This window comes from Streptomyces sp. D2-8, from assembly GCF_023184515.1.
Lineage (GTDB): Bacteria > Actinomycetota > Actinomycetes > Streptomycetales > Streptomycetaceae > Streptomyces.
In genome coordinates this window covers 36706-52945 of record NZ_JAAHBP010000031.1, presented here as the reverse complement: position 1 = coordinate 52945, position 16240 = coordinate 36706, and the positions used below count along the sequence as shown (strand labels likewise).

Here is a 16240-nt window from a genome sequence, read left to right as displayed (position 1 = left end):
GTCATCCTCCTGCGAACGGCGGGAGCACCTCGACCGTGCCGCCGTCGGCCAGCCGTACCGTCTCATGTCCGCGGGTGCCCACGGGGTCGCCGTCCACCAGGAACGAGCACCGGCGCAGGACGCGCTCGAGTTCGCCGGGGTGCCGCTCGCGCACCCCGTCGAGCGCCTCGGCGAGGGTAGCCGCCTCGTACGGCTCCTCGGCCAACCCGGCCGCGGCCTTGGCGGCGGCCCAGTAGCGCACCGTGACCTTTGGCATCTGCTTCCTCAATGAATTCGACGGCGAACCCCGTCAGGCTAGCCCGCCCGGCCGGCGACCCATTCCCCGATCCGGGCCAGCAGCTCGTCGCCGGCCGCGTTCTCGGCGTGCCCCATCTCCGGCTCCAGCCACAGTTCGCCCTGGTCACCGGCGGCAGCGGCCAGCATCCGCGGGTGATCGACGGGGAAGTAGCCGTCGGCCTCGCCGTGCACGATCAGCAGCGGGGTGGGCGCGATTCTCGGCACCGCCTCCACCGGAGAGAGCGGGACCGGGTCCCAGTCCCGGTGGTGGATGCGGGTGCCGAAGCCGTACCGGCCGACGATCCGGCCCTCGGGCCGCGTCACCAGCCAGTGCACCCGCCGCATGGGGGCGGTCCCCCGGTAGTACCAACGGGCCGGGGCGCTGACCGACACCACCGCGCCGGTCTCGCGGGGGTGCAGCGCCGCGTGCCGCAGCACCACCGAGCCGCCCATCGAGAACCCGACCGTCCCCACGCGCGCGTGCCCCAGCTCCCGCCCCCAGCGCACCGCCGCCGCCAGGTCGAGCACCTCCCGGTCCCCGACCGTGGACCGCCCGCCGGACGCCCCGTGGCCCCGGAAGGAGAACGTGACGACCGCCCCGTAACGGGCGAAGGCCTGCGCCACCCGTCGCACATGCGGCCGGTCCACGGCCCCGGTGAAGCCGTGGGCGACGACGAACACGGGGTGGTCGGAAGGCGTCCCGGAGGCGTCGTATACGGCGGTGCCCGGGTCGTATACGGCGTCGATCGTCACACCGTCGGAAGTGCGCAGAAACGTCCTCGACGGTCGCCGAACGGGCGTTCCCGCAGCCGTCTCGGAGTGTGGACGATCGGTGGAACGCGCCACATGACCTGCCGGACCAGAGCTCATGTGGGCTATTCTGCTGGGCAGAGGACTCGGGCAGCGTAGCCCCCGGGTCCTTTTGTGCTTTCGGAAGCGTTGTATACGAAGCGGGAAACCGCAGGTGTACGGGCCTTCGGGATCGCAGAGCGGTGCTGTGCCAACAAACGTCCTCGCAGGGACCGAGGAGGAACCAGACATATGAGTTCTCTGCTGCTCCTGACCAACGCCCTCCAGCCGTCGACGGAGGTGCTCCCCGCCCTCGGCCTGCTCCTGCACAACGTGCGTGTGGCCCCCGCGGAGGGCCCCGCACTCGTCGACACCCCCGGCGCCGACGTCATCCTCGTCGACGGCCGGCGTGATCTGCCGCAGGTCCGCAGCCTCTGTCAGCTGCTGCGCTCCACCGGGCCGGGCTGCCCGCTCGTCCTCGTCGTCACCGAGGGCGGCCTCGCGGCCGTCACCGCGGACTGGGGCATCGACGACGTCCTGCTCGACACCGCCGGCCCCGCGGAGGTCGAGGCGCGGCTTCGGCTGGCCATGGGGCGGCAGCAGATCGTCAGCGACGACTCCCCCATGGAGATCCGCAACGGCGACCTGTCGGTCGACGAGGCGACGTACTCGGCCAAGCTCAAGGGCCGCGTCCTCGACCTCACCTTCAAGGAGTTCGAGCTCCTGAAGTACCTCGCGCAGCACCCCGGCCGCGTCTTCACCCGCGCCCAGCTGCTCCAGGAGGTCTGGGGCTACGACTACTTCGGCGGTACGCGCACGGTCGACGTGCACGTACGGCGGCTGCGCGCGAAGCTCGGCCCCGAGCACGAGTCACTCATCGGCACCGTCCGGAACGTCGGTTATCGATTCGTTACGCCGGAGAAGGTGGAGCGCGCCGCCGAGGAGGCGAAGGCCAAGGCGGCCAAGGCAAAGCAGGGCACCGCGGACAATCCGGTTACCCCTGAGGTCGCCGAGGTCCGCGCGGAGGCGTGAAGAGGCGTAATGCGGCGCCGACCTGGGCATCCCTTCCCGCACAGGGTGCCCCGGACGGCGGTCGGGATATCGTACGGAACCTCCTTTACGCCCTGCCCGGAGCGGGTATATCCGCGTAGACTCCGCGCGTGGCCAAGGTGACTCGGGATGATGTGGCGCGGCTGGCAGGGACTTCCACTGCCGTGGTCAGCTATGTCATCAACAACGGACCCCGGCCGGTCGCCCCGGCCACGCGCGAGCGTGTCCTCGCCGCGATCAAGGAACTGGGGTACCGGCCCGACCGGGTGGCCCAGGCGATGGCGTCCCGGCGCACGGACCTCATAGGCCTGATCATCCCGGACGCCCGCCAGCCCTTCTTCGGGGAGATGGCGCACGCGGTCGAGCAGGCCGCGTCCGAGCGCGGAAAGATGGTCCTCGTCGGCAACACGGACTACGTGGGCGAGCGCGAGGTCCACTATCTGCGCGCCTTCCTGGGGATGCGGGTCTCCGGGCTCATCCTCGTCAGCCACGCGCTCAACGACCTGGCCGCCGCCGAGATCGAGGCCTGGGACGCCCGGGTCGTGCTGCTGCACGAACGGCCCGAGGCCATCGACGACGTCGCCGTCACCACGGACGACCTGGGCGGCGCCGAACTCGCCGTCCGGCACCTGCTGGAGCACGGCTACGAGTACGTCGCCTGTATGGGCGGCATAGCCGAGACGCCCGCGGTCGGCGACCCGGTCTCCGACCACGTCGAGGGCTGGCGCCGCGCGATGGACGACGCCGGGATCTCCACGGAGGGCCGCCTCTTCGAGGCCCTCTACAACCGCTACGACGCCTACCAGGCCGCCCTGAAGATCCTCTCCGGCCCCGAGCGCCCGCCGGCGATCTTCTGCTCCACCGACGACCAGGCGATCGGCCTGCTGCGCGCGGCGCGCGAGCTGCGCATCGACGTCCCCGGCGAGCTGGCGGTGGCCGGCTTCGACGACATCAAGGAGGCGGCGCTCGCGGACCCGCCCCTGACGACGGTCGCGTCCGACCGTCCGGCGATGGCCCGGGCGGCGGTCGACCTCGTCCTCGACGACGGACTGCGGGTCGCCGGGGCCCGGCGGGAGCGGCTGAAGGTGTTCCCGTCGCGGCTGGTGACGCGGCAGTCCTGCGGCTGCTCGTAGGGCCCGGACGCGTCTTTATATCGGGCATACGAGGTTCTGTCGGGCTTCTCAGGGAGCACTCAGGAAGCTCTCATGGTCGGGCGACAAGCTCGGTTCCATGACCGAGAGCTTCCACCGCAGTGGCGAGTACGAGAACCCTTACGAGGGTCAGCAGCAGGCCCCGGTGAACCCCGAGTGGCCGCCCCCGCCGGCGTACGCCCCGGCGCATGCTCCGCATCCGAAGAAGCGCGGCCGTGGCCCCCTCGCCCTGCTCGCCGCCGTGGCGATCGTCGCGGCGGCGATAGGCGGCGGCACCGCCTACGGCATCCAGGAACTGACCGGCAACGACACCGTCGCCTCCAGCTCCACCAGCACCAACGTGGTGCCGTCCAGCCAGAAGGGCACGGTCTCCGGGGTCGCCAAGGCGGTCAGCCCGAGCATCGTCGAGATCAGCGCCGACTCGGGCGCCGGGTCCTCCACCGGCTCCGGCGTGATCATCACGGGCGACGGCGAGATCATCACCAACAACCACGTCATCTCCGGCGCCTCGCAGATCAAGGTGACGACCAACGACGGCAAGTCCTACTCCGCGAAGGTCGTCGGCACCGACAGCAAGAAGGACCTCGCGCTGATCAAGCTGGAGAACGCCGCCGGCCTGAAGGCGGCCACGCTCGGCGACTCCGCCGGGGTACAGGTCGGTGACGAGGTCGTCGCGATCGGCTCGCCCGAGGGGCTGTCCGGCACCGTGACCAGCGGCATCATCTCGGCCCTCGACCGGGACGTCACGGTCTCCACGGACGAGAGCCAGGGGCAGCGGCAGGGGCAGCAGGGCGGCGAGTGGCCGTTCGAGTTCGGAGGCCGGGAGTTCAACGGCGACACCGGCTCGAACACCACGACGTACAAGGCGCTCCAGACCGACGCGTCCCTCAACCCGGGCAACTCCGGCGGCGCGCTGATCGACATGAACGGCAACATCATCGGGATCAACTCCGCGATGTACTCGGCGGCAGGCGCCTCCTCGTCCGCCGCGGCGGGCAGCGTGGGCCTGGGCTTCTCCATCCCGATCAACACCGTCAAGGCCGACCTCGCGAAGCTGCGGGCCGGTTCCACGGACTGAGTTCCCGAGGAGCAGGGCGATGATCCAGCAGGTTGTGCACGCGGAGCCGGGCGGGGACCCGGCGGCGGTCGGGCCGGCTCTGGCGGTGGCGTCCGCACTGCACGCGCCGACGGGCCGGGCACCGGAAGTGGCGCCGGCGGCGGCCACGGCGACCCGTCGGACGAGCCGGACCGCGGCGGCCCGGCGCCGGACGGCGCGGAGCTGACGCGCCTGCCGTCACCGCACGCCACCGAGCCGGCGCTCTTCCCGTCACGGTCCCCCGGCGTGCGACGCTGAGAGCGTCAGAGCACCCCCGTCCCCCTTCACCCCCGAGGACCCCCGACCCATGAGCCCCGCAGACGGCGACCGTGACCCGCAGCGCATCCTGATCGTCGACGACGAGCCGGCCGTACGCGAAGCGCTCCAGCGCAGCCTCGCGTTCGAGGGGTACGGGACCGAGGTCGCCGTCGACGGCGCGGACGCGCTGGACAAGGCGGCGGCCTACCGGCCCGACCTGGTCGTCCTCGACGTCCAGATGCCGCGCATGGACGGCCTCACGGCGGCGCGCCGGATCCGCGCCACGGGCGACACCACGCCGATCCTGATGCTCACGGCCCGTGACACGGTCGGCGACCGCGTCACGGGCCTCGACGCGGGCGCCGACGACTACCTGGTCAAGCCCTTCGAACTCGACGAACTCTTCGCCCGCATCCGCGCGCTGCTGCGCCGCAGCTCCTACGCGGCGGCCGTGGGCGCGGGCAGTCCGGCCGACGAGGACGCGCTCACCTTCGCCGACCTGCGCATGGATCTCGCGACGCGGGAGGTCACGCGGGGTGGCCGCCAGGTGGAGCTGACCCGCACGGAGTTCACGCTCCTGGAGATGTTCCTGGCGCACCCGCGCCAGGTCCTCACCCGGGAGCAGATCCTCAAGGCCGTCTGGGGCTTCGACTTCGAGCCGTCGTCGAACTCCCTCGACGTGTACGTGATGTACCTGCGCCGCAAGACCGAGGCGGGCGGCGAGCCGCGGCTGGTGCACACGGTGCGGGGTGTCGGTTACGTGCTGCGGCAGGGCGGCGCGGAGTGAACAAGGTTCTGCGGCGGTTCCGCTCGCTGCCGATCCGGTCGCGCCTGGCGCTGCTGGTGGCGGCGGCGGTGGCGTTCGCGGTGGCGGCGGTGTCGGTGACCTGCTGGTTCATCGTGCAGGGGAAGTTGTACGACCAGGTGGACGGGGACCTGAAGTCGTCGTTCCGGACCATTCAGGCGGACGATTTCGACGCGTTGACGAAGACGTGCCCCCAGAAGCCGTCGAACACCCTCGGCGGGGCACCGCGACCGCAGACCTACGCGCAGGTGGTCGGGTCCGACGGCAGGGTCTGTCTCTTCAGCAACCTGATGCCGCAGGTCAAGGTCACGAGCGGCGACAGGGAAGTGGCCAGGAATCCCGACCCCAGGACGGCCGTACTGCGCAACGGCACGGACAGCGACGGCAACTCGGTGCGCGTGCTGACCACGGCGGTCGTCGTGAAGGACGGCCCGTTCCAGCAGGGCGTGGCCGCCGACTACGCGCTGGTCATCGCCGTCCCTCTCAAGGGAACGGAGTCCACGCTCAACGAACTGGCGCTGATTCTCCTGCTGGTCTCGGGTGTCGGAGTGGTGGGCGCCGGAGCGGCCGGCCTCACGGTCGCCAGGGCGGGCCTGCGCCCGGTGGACAAACTGACGGAAGCCGTCGAGCACGTGGCCCGCACGGAAGACCTGGACGTCCGCATCCCCGTGGACGACGCGAGCGAGGACGAGGTGGCTCGCCTGTCCCGCTCCTTCAACTCGATGACGTCGGCCCTGGCCAGCTCCCGGGAACTCCAGCAGCAGCTCATCGCGGACGCGGGCCACGAGTTGCGTACGCCGCTGACGTCCCTCCGCACCAACATCGAACTCCTCACACGCAGCGAGGAGACGGGCCGTCCCATCCCCGAGGCGGACCGCAAGGCGCTGCTCGCGTCGGTGAAGGCGCAGATGACGGAGCTGGCGGCACTCATCGGCGACCTTCAGGAACTGTCCCGCCCGGACACCGGCCAGCACGCGGGCCGGACGCAGATCGTCGCCTGGCAGGACACGGTCGAGTCGGCGCTGCGGCGGGCCCGGCTGCGGGGCCCGGAGCTCACGATCACGGCGGACGTACAGCCGTGGTTCGTCCGGGCGGAACCCTCCGCCCTGGAACGGGCGGTGGTCAACATCCTGGACAACGCGGTGAAGTTCAGCCCGGAGGGCGGCACGGTCGAGGTCCGCCTCGCCGAGGGCGTCCTCACCGTCCGCGACCACGGGCCGGGCATCCCCGCCGACGAACTCCCCTACGTCTTCGACCGCTTCTGGCGCTCCCCGAGCGCACGGGCGTTGCCGGGCTCCGGCCTGGGCCTGTCGATCGTGGCCCGCACGGTGCAGCAGGCCGGCGGCGAGGTGTCGTTGTCCCACGCCGAGGGCGGCGGCACGGTGGCGACGACACGCCTGCCGGGGGCGGCTGTGCCTCCGCCGGAGGATCTGCCCGCTACTTCGTGACGTACGTGAGGAACGACGCCCAGGGGCTCGCGCCGAACACGAGTATCGGGCCGTCGGGCCGCTTGCTGTCGCGGACCGGAACTGTGCCGGGGCAGTTGTCGGCGAGCTCGAGGCAGTTTGTGCCGCCCCCGTCGCTGTAGGACGACTTGCGCCACGCGGCGACAGTGAGGTCGGGGGCTCGGTTCATTCTCTGCACTCCTCTAGAAGGCGCTTGATGAACGCCGTCGACTCCGAGGGAGTCAGCGCCGCGTCCCTGACGCGATCGTAGGACAAACGGAAGCGCAGGACCTTGTCCGCTTCCCTGATCAACTCGCCGAAGCCGTTGCCCTCTGTCCATGCGACTGGATCACCAGTGCGCTGCCAGAACAGCCAGAGGTGGCTGTCCATGAGGTCGTGCACCCCGGCCGCGAAGGGCAGTACCTGGATTGCGACGTTCGGCGACTCGGCCGCGTCCAGGAGGTGCGACAACTGCTCCGCCCACACCTTCGCTTCAGGAACGGGCCGCCGAAGCGCCACCTCGTCCAGGATTACGCGTACGTCGGGCGCCGACTCGCGGTAGAGCAACTCCTGCCGCCCCATCCGCGCGGCCACCTGCTCCTCGACTTCCTCACTGTTGCCTGCCGTTGTCTGGGCGCCAGACAACCCTGACAACACCGCTCGGGCGTAGTCCTCGGTCTGCAGGAGACCCGGCACGCGCAGTTGGAACATCCACATGATCTGCGCCGTCGCCTCAAGGCCCATGAAGGCCTTGCACTTGTCCTTGATGACCTCCCCGCGGGCGTCCCGCCACTCACGTACCAGCAGGTCACCGCACCCGTAATAACTGTCCAGGTCCTCCATGACCGCCAGCTTGGACAGCCGCTCGCCGGACTCCAGGCGGCTCAAGTAGCTCTTGTCGTACCCGGTGTCCTCTGCCAACTGCCCGAGCGACTTGCCCGCCTGCTCTCGCAGAAACCTCAGCGTCCGACCCAGGACCGCCCGGCCCCCGTCAACCATTTCCCCCACGTCACCCCTCCCCGTTGCCTGAGCCCCCAGGCAACGCCTGGCCTCTTCCGCAGAGTACGACCAAGCAGTGACGATGTGGGCACGAACGGTGATCACCGCTCGTCACCCCCTGTCTTCCCCCCTGCCCCCTGAGAAGGGACGCTTCCGTGCGCCTGCGTATCACCGAACTCTGCGAGTCCCTCCTGCTCGCCCTCGTACGGCTTCTGCTGCCCGCCCGAGGGCGCCATCGGGCCACCGCACCGGCCCTGCGGACCCTGCCCCCGCCCGGGTACGTCCGCCGCCCCGCCCACGCAGAGCCCTTCGAAATGGACACCCCCCTCGTCCGGCCCTACCTGCACGCCCTGGAGGTCTACGCATGAGGCTGCTCCCCTGGACCGGCGCCGACGGCAAGCCCTGCTACCTCAGCTCCGACAACCCCGACAGCCTGATCTCGCGGCTCGCCGATGACCTCGAGGCCGCTCAACTCGCCTCCGCCGAGCAGGTGCTCGCGGGAGCCAGAGCCGTACTCGGGGACCCCAAAGCCGGTGAACGCGCCGTGCGTTTCGCGCTGACAAGGGCCGTGGAGTCCCTGGGTGACGTGCTGCGGATCGCCGTAAGCCGCAGGGGTGAGACCCGATAAAGAGGGACATGCCACTCGCCCAGCTGTCGATGTCCTGTCATACCCATCAGTAGCGCAAACTCCTGCCCCTGCTCTGGCATCTTCGCTGCCGTCACAGAACCGCAAGCAGGAGTGAGCCAACCCCCATGCGTCTCATTCGCAAGACAACTCTCAGGAAATGCGGCCTGGTTGCCGCCTCCACCGCCCTCGCTACAACCGGTCTGCTGACCGGTGCCGGGACCGCTGCCGCCGGGCCCGCCGGGGCGACCAACATCCGGGGTGTGGATCCCGGGGACACCGATCTGATGATCGAGCGGCTCTGCAGTCAGGAGACGAGCCTGACCGGCGTCTACGGCGCCCTCAACGTCGACACCGGTGAGTTCAAGACCCAGGACGAGTACCTGCGGGACGTCTTCGGACTGTGGAAGCCCGCCGGGCCGTGGGAGCTGTTCCGCGGCTGGTGCGGGTACGCCGAGGCCTCGACCTGGTCCATCAAGGGCGACACCGTCCGCACGTCACGCTGGATCGGCAACAAGGGCTCCGCCGACGACAAGGAGACCTTCGTCAGCAGCTACAGCACCAAGACGTTCGCGAAGAAGAGCGTCGGCGGCACCATCAGCCTCTCCCTCGCCAAGAGCATCTTCAGCGGCACCGTGGGCGGCAGCGCCGGGTACGAGTGGGGCTGGGAGAAGGAGTCCCGGTTCGAGACCCGCAGCGAGAAGACCATCCCGCCCTGCCGGCAGGTCGCCGTGACCTGGACGCCGTATCAGCGCGTCGTGCGCGTCAACCCCGTCTTCCACGTCGAGGACTACGAGTGGAACAAGGGCGACGGGGACCGGACCGTGCACAGCTGGCGTGACCGGGGCTATCAGACCATCTACAGCCACGGCTACTACATCGACGGCATCTCCGACAAGCTCCTCCCGAGCGGCCAGCCGGACGGACGTGAGGACAAGGTCGAAGAGAAACTCGATCCCAACTCCTGCACTAAGTAAGCCGGATACCCCGGCAACCTTTCCGTGTGGGGCGGCGACTGATCAGCGGTCATTCCCCCACACGGAACGGATCGCCGTATGAGTGAGCCGCGTAGCAAGGCCCGTCCCCGTCACCGCAGAAGCCGCACCGCCCTGGCGATCGGGGTCCCCCTGGCCCTGACCGCCGCCGGTACCTTCGCCTACGGCACCGACCTCGGCGTCCTGGGCTCCACCGCCCAGGAGGCCTCCGCCGCGGTCCCGGCCTGGGCCTCCGCCTCCGCCGACGGGTTCGCCTCCGTCAACTCGCTCGGGCAGAACGGGACGTACGGCGGGCGCGGCGGGAAGACCGTCACGGTGAAGACGCTCGCCGACCTGGAGAAGTACGCCACCGCCGCCGAGCCGTACGTCATCGTCGTCGCCGGGACCATCACCATGAACCCGGTCGGCAAAGAGATCAAGGTCCGGTCCGACAAGACCATCGTGGGTCAGGGGACTTCCGGGCACATCGTCGGCGGCGGGTTCTTCCTCGGCCAGGGCGTGCACAACGTGATCATCCGGAACCTGACCATCCGGGACGCGTACCAGGGCATCTGGAACGACAAGGACCACGACTTCGACGCGATCCAGATGGACGGCGCCCACCACGTGTGGATCGACCACAACGACCTGCGCCACATGGCCGACGGGCTCATCGACGTCCGCAAGGACAGCACGAACGTCACCGTCTCCTGGAACAAGCTGAGCGACAACAACAAGACCTTCGGCATCGGCTGGACCGAGAACGTCAAGACCGACATCACGATCCACCACAACTGGATCCGCGAGACCGAGCAGCGCAACCCCTCCACGGACAACGCCGCCCACGCGCACCTCTACAACAACTTCCTGGAGGATGTCCCGGGCACGGACATCACGTCGTCGTACGGGAACTACTCGCGCGGCAGGACCAAGATGGTCCTGGAGAACTCCCTCTTCAAGGGCATCAGGAACCCGGTCATCAAGGACAGTGGCGCCGCCGTCGTCCAGCGCGGGAACTCCTTCTCCGGCACCAGCGGGCGCAACGAGAGCGGCGGGACCGCCTTCGACCCGAAGGCCTACTACCCGTACACGCTCGACAAGGCCGCCGACCTCCCGTCGGTCCTCAAGGCCGGTGCCGGGCCCCGCGCCTCCATCGGGACGACCGCCTCCGCCAAGGGCACCACGGCCTCCACCAAGGCCGCGGCCGCTACCACCCTCACCGTCGCCCAGGACGGCAGCGGCCAGTACCGCACCGTGCAGGCCGCCGTGAACGCCGTACCGGCGAACAACCCCTCGCGGGTCGTGATCGCGGTCAAGCCGGGCACGTACCGGGAGCTGGTGACGGTGCCGTCCAACAAGCCGCACGTCACCATCCAGGGCACCGGCGGCAGCCGCAAGGACACGACGATCGTCTACAACAACGCCTCCGGTACGCCGAAGCCCGGCGGCGGCACGTACGGCACCTCCGGCAGCGCCACCGTCGCCGTCCAGGCCGACGACTTCCAGGCCCGGAACCTGACCATCTCCAACGACTTCGACGAGGCGAGGAACCAGAGCCTGAACGGCCACCAGGCCGTCGCGCTGCGGACCGCCGCCGACAAGGTGTTCCTGGACGGGATCATCGTCAGCGGCGACCAGGACACGCTGCTGCTCGACACCGCGGCGAAGGACCGGCTGGGCCGTGTCTACGTCAGCAACTCCTACGTCATCGGCAACGTCGACTTCATCTTCGGCCGGGCCACGGCCGTCGTCGACAAGTCCGTCATCACGCTGAAGAAGCGCTGGAACGGCACTTCGGCCGGGTACATCACCGCGCCGAGCACCGCCGCGAACCGCAAGGGCATCCTGATCGCCAACTCCACCGTGAACGGCGATGTGTCGGCCGGGAGCTTCTACCTCGGCCGGCCCTGGCACGCGGGCGGGGACGCGTCCCTGGATCCGCAGACCACGGTCCGCAACACCAGCCTGAGCAACGCGATCAAGTCGACCCCGTGGACCGACATGAGCGGGTTCTCCTGGAAGGACGACCGGTTCGCCGAGTACAAGAACTCCGGCGCGGGTGCGGGGTCGGCGAACTCCAACCGGCCCCACCTGACCGACGCGCAGGCCGCGAACCAGGAGGTCGCGGACTGGCTCGCGGGCTGGACGCCTTCGGCGTCCTGAACGGCTCCCTTCCGGGTCCGGCTGACGAGCGGCGCCGGGCCCGGAAGGGCCACCATGGTGATCCCGTGGGGAGGCTTACCGCTTCCAGGCCCAGTGCAGCCGGTCCAGGCCGCTCTGGTTGTTCACCGTCAGGCTGAGGTTCGTGCCCGTGCCCTGGAGGGTGGTGAGGGAGTAGGTGTCACCGCTGCGCAGGCCGGGCCAGTAGACCGAGCCCAGGCCCAGTTCGCGGATGATGTCGGTCGCGGCCTGGATGTACGCGACCTCGTTGGAGCCGTTGACCGGGCCGTTGTAGTCCAGGCCGGAGGTCATGGTGGCGCCGAACTCGTCGAGGATCGTGCGCGAGGCGCAGTCGCCGATGCGGCTCTTGAAGTCCTGCTTCCACTGGTCGACGCTGGTCCAGTCGGTGTGCCAGAAGCCGTAGTTGTGCAGGGCCAGACGCGTGCCCTTCAGGCGCGGGTCGGCGCACACCGGCTTGACGTCCTCGCTGTACTTGTACCCGCCGATCAGGATCCGGTCGCGGGGCACGTTGCCGTGGGTGCTCACCCACTTCGCGGCGATGTCGGTCCACTCCTGGGCGGTGTAGCCGAACGGCTCGTTCATCGGCTCGAAGTACACCTTGGAGTCGCGGGCGTAGGCGGAGGTGATGCGCGCCCACATCCGGTCCCAGGACGCCCGGTCGTCGATCTTGCCGTCCTTGGCGTTGTCGGCCTCCCAGTAGCCCAGGATGACCTTGAAGCCCTTGGCGGTCGCGGCGTCGATCGCGCCCCGGTAGGACGTCCAGAACGGGCCGTTCACCGAGGCCGGGTTGACCGGGAGGCGGACGGTGTTGGCGCCGAGCTCGGAGAACCCGCCGATGACCGCCCTGGACTTGGCGTAGGTGGTGGCGTAGCCGTCGGAGGCGGACAGGCCCGAGGGCACGACCGCGTCGTGGGCGAAGTTGTCGCGCGGGTCGGCCCAGTTGACGCCCTTGAAGTCGCTGACGGGCGGCGGAGTGGCGGGACGGTGGGCGGGAGAGGCGGCCGCGGGGGAGGCGAGCGCTCCACCGAATGCCGTGACGCAGGCCAGCAGCGCCCCCGCGCAAGCTGTCCCGCTCTTCTTCTTTCGTGACACGACATCCCCTTCTGAGCGCGTGCAAGGGTGAGCGGCCCGCAGGCGGACCGCTCAGTGGAGCACGAAACTAGAAGGGGACTCGAACATAGGTCAACACATCTGCACACAAAGATTCACTCACGGCGGGGCAGGGCCGCTCAGGAGGACTTCGGCGGCGTTTCCGGCGGTGCCCTGGAGGGGCAGGGCCGCGTCCGGTGTCATCCGCCCTCCGGCCGCCGGCCGGGCCGCCTGCGGGTCGGCCTCGTGCGGCCGGAGCGGCAGCCGGTGGGCGCGCCCGTCCCGCGCGGCCGGCCTCGGCGCGCCCGGCCGCCCCGGGTGCCGTCAGCCGCCGACCGAGATCCCCGATCCCGACACCCGCACCCGGATGCCGTCCTCCTCCACCCGTACGTCCTGCAACCGCACGTCCCCCTGCTCCGGCTCGGGCAGTTCGAACGCCAGCGACAGCCGGTCGGCCAGCACCGGGCGGGTCAGGCCCGACAGGGAGTCGAGCAGGTTGGGGTCGAGTCCCAGACGGCGCATGACGTCGGGGTTCTCCAGGGCCAGGTCGATGAGGTTGAGGCGGGCGGCCTGACGGGCGAAGCGCGGGGAGCCGGTCAGCTCGGTGAGCTTGCCGTCGTCGGTCAGGGCCTCGCGCACGGTCGCCTCGGGCACGCCCATCCGCTGCACGATGGCCGGGACCGACAGCAGCGCCTTGGCCTTGCGGGTCTCCCGGGCGAGGTCGGAGGTCCCCTTGGGGGTCAGATGCAGGCCCTCCGAGGCGCGGGTGCCGGGCCGGTAGGTGGCCAGGTCGCCGATGTCCAGGCGCATGTTGCCGATCTCGGTGGCGATGCCCCGCTCGCCCTGCCGCTGGATCCGGGCCTCGGCGCGCAGCCGCAGGTTGTGCCCGGCCACCGGCAGGGTGCCGTTCGCCCGGACCCGGTCGCGGCCCTCGCCGGTGAACGTCACCTGGGAGGCGCCGAGTTCGCGGTTGAGGTCGGCGAAGCTCAGCTGGACGTCCCCGTCGAAGCGGGGGACGTGGGCGCCGCGTACGGAGGTGAGGCCGTCGGCGTCCAGCGTCACGTCGTGGGCCGTGGCCGACACCTTCGCCAGGGAGACCCGGTCGGCGGCGACGTCCGGGACGGTCACCTTCACCGAGTCCAGATGCTTGTCGGCGAGTTGGGTGAGGAAGGGGAAGCCTCCGATCTCGACTTCCGGGGCCGCGGCCAGGTCGAGGCGGTTCTTGAGGGTGTCCGCGGCCTGGTGCTCGGCGTACAGCACGGCCCAGCGGTCGCCGAGGGCGGCGAACGAGGCGAGGACGACCAGGCCGACCACCGCCTTCACCGCGAGCGGCAACCCAGCGAAACGATTCTTCCGGCGCCGCCTGCCGCCGCGGCGGTGATCCGGCGGAGCCCAGGCGTCCTCGGCGCCCGCATCGCGTTCCTCCGTGAGGAACTCCTCCACAGGGGTCTCCTCCAGAGGCCCGTCATCGAGGGCGGCAAGCTCCTCGTACGGGTTCGGACGTGGATGCGCATCTAGGTGGTGGGGGGTACGCATCGAGCCATCCGACCATGCGTACCGCCCCTACCCGCAACCTGAACCCCAGGTATGCGACTTACTTCACGATCGTGATGCGGTCCGCCTTCGGCGGGGCGATCGGTTCGGCGGCCGAGGAGTTGGCCGTCAGGTACTGCTCCAGTGCGGTCAGGTCGTCGGCGCCGACGACGTCGTTCGCGCCCTGGCCGAGGGTCGGGAAGCCGTCGCCGCCGCCCGCGAGGAAGCTGTTCGTCGCGACGCGGTAGGTGGCCGCCGGGTCGATGGCCTTGCCGTCCAGCAGAATCGAGTCGGTGACGACCCGGTCGGCGCCGGACTTGGTGAGGTCCAGCGTGTAGGTCAGGCCGGACGAGACCTGGAGCACCTTCGGCGCGGCCTCGTTCGGGCCGGTCACCTGCTCCTTGAGCACCTGGATGAGCTGCGCGCCCGTGAAGTCCTGGAGGTTCACGGTGTTCGCGAACGGCTGGACCGTGAAGCCCTCGGCGTAGGTGACGACACCGTCGCCCTCACCGGCCTTGGCCGCGTAGGTCAGCGGTGCGCGGATACCGCCCGGGTTCATCAGCGCCAGGTCGGTCTCCGGGTCGAGCTGCTTGCCGTGCGCGAGCTGGGCGTCGGCGACGAGGTCGCCGAGCGGGGACTCGGTGCCGGTGTTGCCGATGTCGCCGGAGATGTGGCCGATCGCGCGGTTGCCGATGGGCGCGGCCAGCGTGTTCCACTTGCTGATCAGCCGGGTCATGTCGGGCGCCTTGGGGACGTCCCGGGTGACCACGCGGTTCGCCGACTTCACCGCCGTGCGGGCGATGTCGCCGGTCCTGCGGTCGTACGTCAGCGTGGTGTCCGTGTAGAGGCGGCCGAAGGACGCGGCCGAGGTGACCATGCGGGGCTTGCCCGCCGGGTCGTCGATGCTGCACACGTACGCGTTGTGGGTGTGGCCGGTGACCAGCGCGTCCACCTGCGGCGTGACGTTCTTGGCGATGTCGACGATCGGGCCGGAGATGCCGTCGCCCGCGCCCGGGGAGTCACAGTCGTAGTTGTACGACGTCGACGCCGGGAAGCCGCCCTCGTGGAGGAGCGCGACGATCGACTTCACGCCCTGCTTCTGGAGCACCTTGGCGTACTTGTTGATCGTCTCGACCTCGTCCTTGAAGGACAGGCCCTTGACGCCCTCGGCGGAGACGATGTCCGGGGTGCCCTCCAGGGTCACGCCGATGAAGCCGACCTTGACGCCGTTCTTCTTCCACACCCAGTAGGGCTTGAGGATCGGCCTCTTCGTCTTCTGGTCGAGGACGTTGGCCGCCAGGTAGGGGAAGTCGGCGCCCTTGAACTTCTCGTCCGCGTAGCAGCCGTCCTTCGGGTGGCAGCCGCCGTACTGCAGCCGGGCCAGCTCCTTGGCGCCCTCGTCGAACTCGTGGTTGCCGACGGAGGTGACGTCGAGGTCGAGCTTGTTCAGCGCCTCGATGGTGGGCTCGTCGTGGAACAGCCCGGAGATCAGCGGGGAGGCGCCGACCATGTCGCCGCCGGCGGCCGTGATGGAGTACTTCTCGCCCTTGCGGGCCTGGCGCAGATGCGTGGCGAGGTACTCGACGCCACCGGCGTCGATGGTCTTCGTGGTGCCGTCGTGCTGATGCTCGGTGACCCGGCCGGACGAGCCCGTCGGCGGCTCCAGGTTGCCGTGCAGGTCGTTGAAGGACAGCAGCTGCACGTCCTGGTAGCGGCCGGGCCCGTGCCCGCCCTTGCGGTGGTCCTCCCCGGCGGTCGCCGACCCCGGCAGCCCCGCGGCGGCCAGCGCGCCGACGGTGACGACACCGGCGGCGAGAGCGAGGACACGGTTGGTACGACGTCTCCGACGCTCCGGATGCGCCGGTGAACTGGCTGGCATACGCCCCCCTGTTGGGTCTGCTGGGACAGTGATGTCGTCCGGCGCAGCCTAGAGTCAACGCGCGTAGCGCGACAGGTGTTTCATGGTTAC

At 70.0% G+C, this 16240-nt stretch carries 17 protein-coding genes; 10 read left to right on the top strand and 7 right to left on the bottom strand.

Annotated features, from left to right (window positions below):
- Nucleotide 1 precedes the first annotated feature (1 nt).
- The gene (locus G3I77_RS37350) at nt 2-256 is read right to left on the bottom strand and encodes a MoaD/ThiS family protein (protein ID WP_248511195.1); all 255 of its coding nucleotides are present in this window, start codon (nt 254-256) and stop codon (nt 2-4) included.
- A gap of 38 nt (nt 257-294) precedes the next feature.
- Nucleotides 295-1146, bottom strand: a complete 852-nt coding sequence (locus G3I77_RS37345) for an alpha/beta hydrolase (RefSeq protein WP_248511194.1) — start codon at nt 1144-1146, stop codon at nt 295-297.
- A 171-nt stretch (nt 1147-1317) separates the two neighbouring features.
- On the opposite strand from G3I77_RS37345, the gene G3I77_RS37340 reads away from it, so the two are divergent.
- The 6 genes from G3I77_RS37340 (at nt 1318) to G3I77_RS37315 (ending at nt 6873) form a co-directional block, all read left to right on the top strand.
- A complete protein-coding gene (locus G3I77_RS37340) occupies nt 1318-2097 on the top strand; it encodes a response regulator transcription factor (protein WP_248511192.1) in 780 nt (259 codons plus the stop codon).
- A gap of 128 nt (nt 2098-2225) precedes the next feature.
- Nucleotides 2226-3248, top strand: coding sequence for a LacI family DNA-binding transcriptional regulator (locus tag G3I77_RS37335; protein WP_248511190.1), 1023 nt, complete (start codon nt 2226-2228; stop codon nt 3246-3248).
- Nucleotides 3249-3345: 97 nt separating this feature from the next.
- On the top strand, nt 3346-4344 hold the full coding sequence (locus G3I77_RS37330; RefSeq protein WP_248511188.1) for a S1C family serine protease: 999 nt from the start codon (nt 3346-3348) through the stop codon (nt 4342-4344).
- Between the two features lie 19 nt (nt 4345-4363).
- Complete coding sequence (locus tag G3I77_RS37325; protein ID WP_248511185.1) at nt 4364-4549, top strand: hypothetical protein; 186 nt, start codon at nt 4364-4366, stop codon at nt 4547-4549.
- A 120-nt stretch (nt 4550-4669) separates the two neighbouring features.
- Nucleotides 4670-5407 carry a response regulator transcription factor gene (locus G3I77_RS37320; protein WP_248511183.1) on the top strand — a complete coding sequence of 246 codons (738 nt, stop codon included), beginning with the start codon at nt 4670-4672 and terminating at the stop codon, nt 5405-5407.
- Nucleotides 5404-6873, top strand: a complete 1470-nt coding sequence (locus G3I77_RS37315) for a HAMP domain-containing sensor histidine kinase (protein ID WP_248511181.1) — start codon at nt 5404-5406, stop codon at nt 6871-6873. Before G3I77_RS37320 ends, G3I77_RS37315 begins: the two co-directional genes overlap by 4 nt.
- Here the strand turns inward: G3I77_RS37315 and G3I77_RS37310 are convergent.
- Both G3I77_RS37310 and G3I77_RS37305 read right to left on the bottom strand, forming a co-directional pair.
- Nucleotides 6863-7060 (bottom strand): DUF397 domain-containing protein, encoded by a 198-nt coding sequence (locus G3I77_RS37310; RefSeq protein WP_248511179.1) that lies wholly within the window; start codon nt 7058-7060, stop codon nt 6863-6865. The two genes, G3I77_RS37315 and G3I77_RS37310, sit on opposite strands and share 11 nt — an antisense overlap.
- Nucleotides 7057-7869, bottom strand: coding sequence for a helix-turn-helix transcriptional regulator (locus tag G3I77_RS37305; RefSeq protein WP_248511274.1), 813 nt, complete (start codon nt 7867-7869; stop codon nt 7057-7059). Before G3I77_RS37305 ends, G3I77_RS37310 begins: the two co-directional genes overlap by 4 nt.
- 155 nt (nt 7870-8024) lie before the next feature.
- Here G3I77_RS37305 and G3I77_RS37300 point away from each other — a divergent pair, with 155 nt between their 5' ends.
- From G3I77_RS37300 to G3I77_RS37285, 4 genes are all read left to right on the top strand, one after another.
- Nucleotides 8025-8237 (top strand): hypothetical protein, encoded by a 213-nt coding sequence (locus G3I77_RS37300; RefSeq protein WP_248511177.1) that lies wholly within the window; start codon nt 8025-8027, stop codon nt 8235-8237.
- Nucleotides 8234-8497, top strand: a complete 264-nt coding sequence (locus tag G3I77_RS37295) for a hypothetical protein (RefSeq protein ID WP_248511175.1) — start codon at nt 8234-8236, stop codon at nt 8495-8497. The genes G3I77_RS37300 and G3I77_RS37295 overlap by 4 nt, the downstream gene beginning before the upstream one ends.
- Before the next feature lie 125 nt (nt 8498-8622).
- Nucleotides 8623-9471 carry a hypothetical protein gene (locus tag G3I77_RS37290; protein WP_248511173.1) on the top strand — a complete coding sequence of 283 codons (849 nt, stop codon included), beginning with the start codon at nt 8623-8625 and terminating at the stop codon, nt 9469-9471.
- Nucleotides 9472-9549: 78 nt separating this feature from the next.
- A complete protein-coding gene (locus G3I77_RS37285) occupies nt 9550-11631 on the top strand; it encodes a pectinesterase family protein (RefSeq protein ID WP_248511171.1) in 2082 nt (693 codons plus the stop codon).
- Nucleotides 11632-11706: 75 nt separating this feature from the next.
- Here the strand turns inward: G3I77_RS37285 and G3I77_RS37280 are convergent, their stop codons facing one another.
- The 3 genes from G3I77_RS37280 to G3I77_RS37270 form a co-directional block, all read right to left on the bottom strand.
- A complete protein-coding gene (locus G3I77_RS37280; RefSeq protein ID WP_248511162.1) occupies nt 11707-12741 on the bottom strand; it encodes a cellulase family glycosylhydrolase in 1035 nt (344 codons plus the stop codon).
- A gap of 321 nt (nt 12742-13062) precedes the next feature.
- Nucleotides 13063-14274: a DUF2993 domain-containing protein gene (locus G3I77_RS37275; RefSeq protein ID WP_248511160.1), complete on the bottom strand. Its 1212-nt coding sequence runs from the start codon at nt 14272-14274 to the stop codon at nt 13063-13065.
- A gap of 58 nt (nt 14275-14332) precedes the next feature.
- Complete coding sequence (locus G3I77_RS37270; protein ID WP_248511152.1) at nt 14333-16150, bottom strand: bifunctional UDP-sugar hydrolase/5'-nucleotidase; 1818 nt, start codon at nt 16148-16150, stop codon at nt 14333-14335.
- Nucleotides 16151-16240 lie beyond the last annotated feature (90 nt).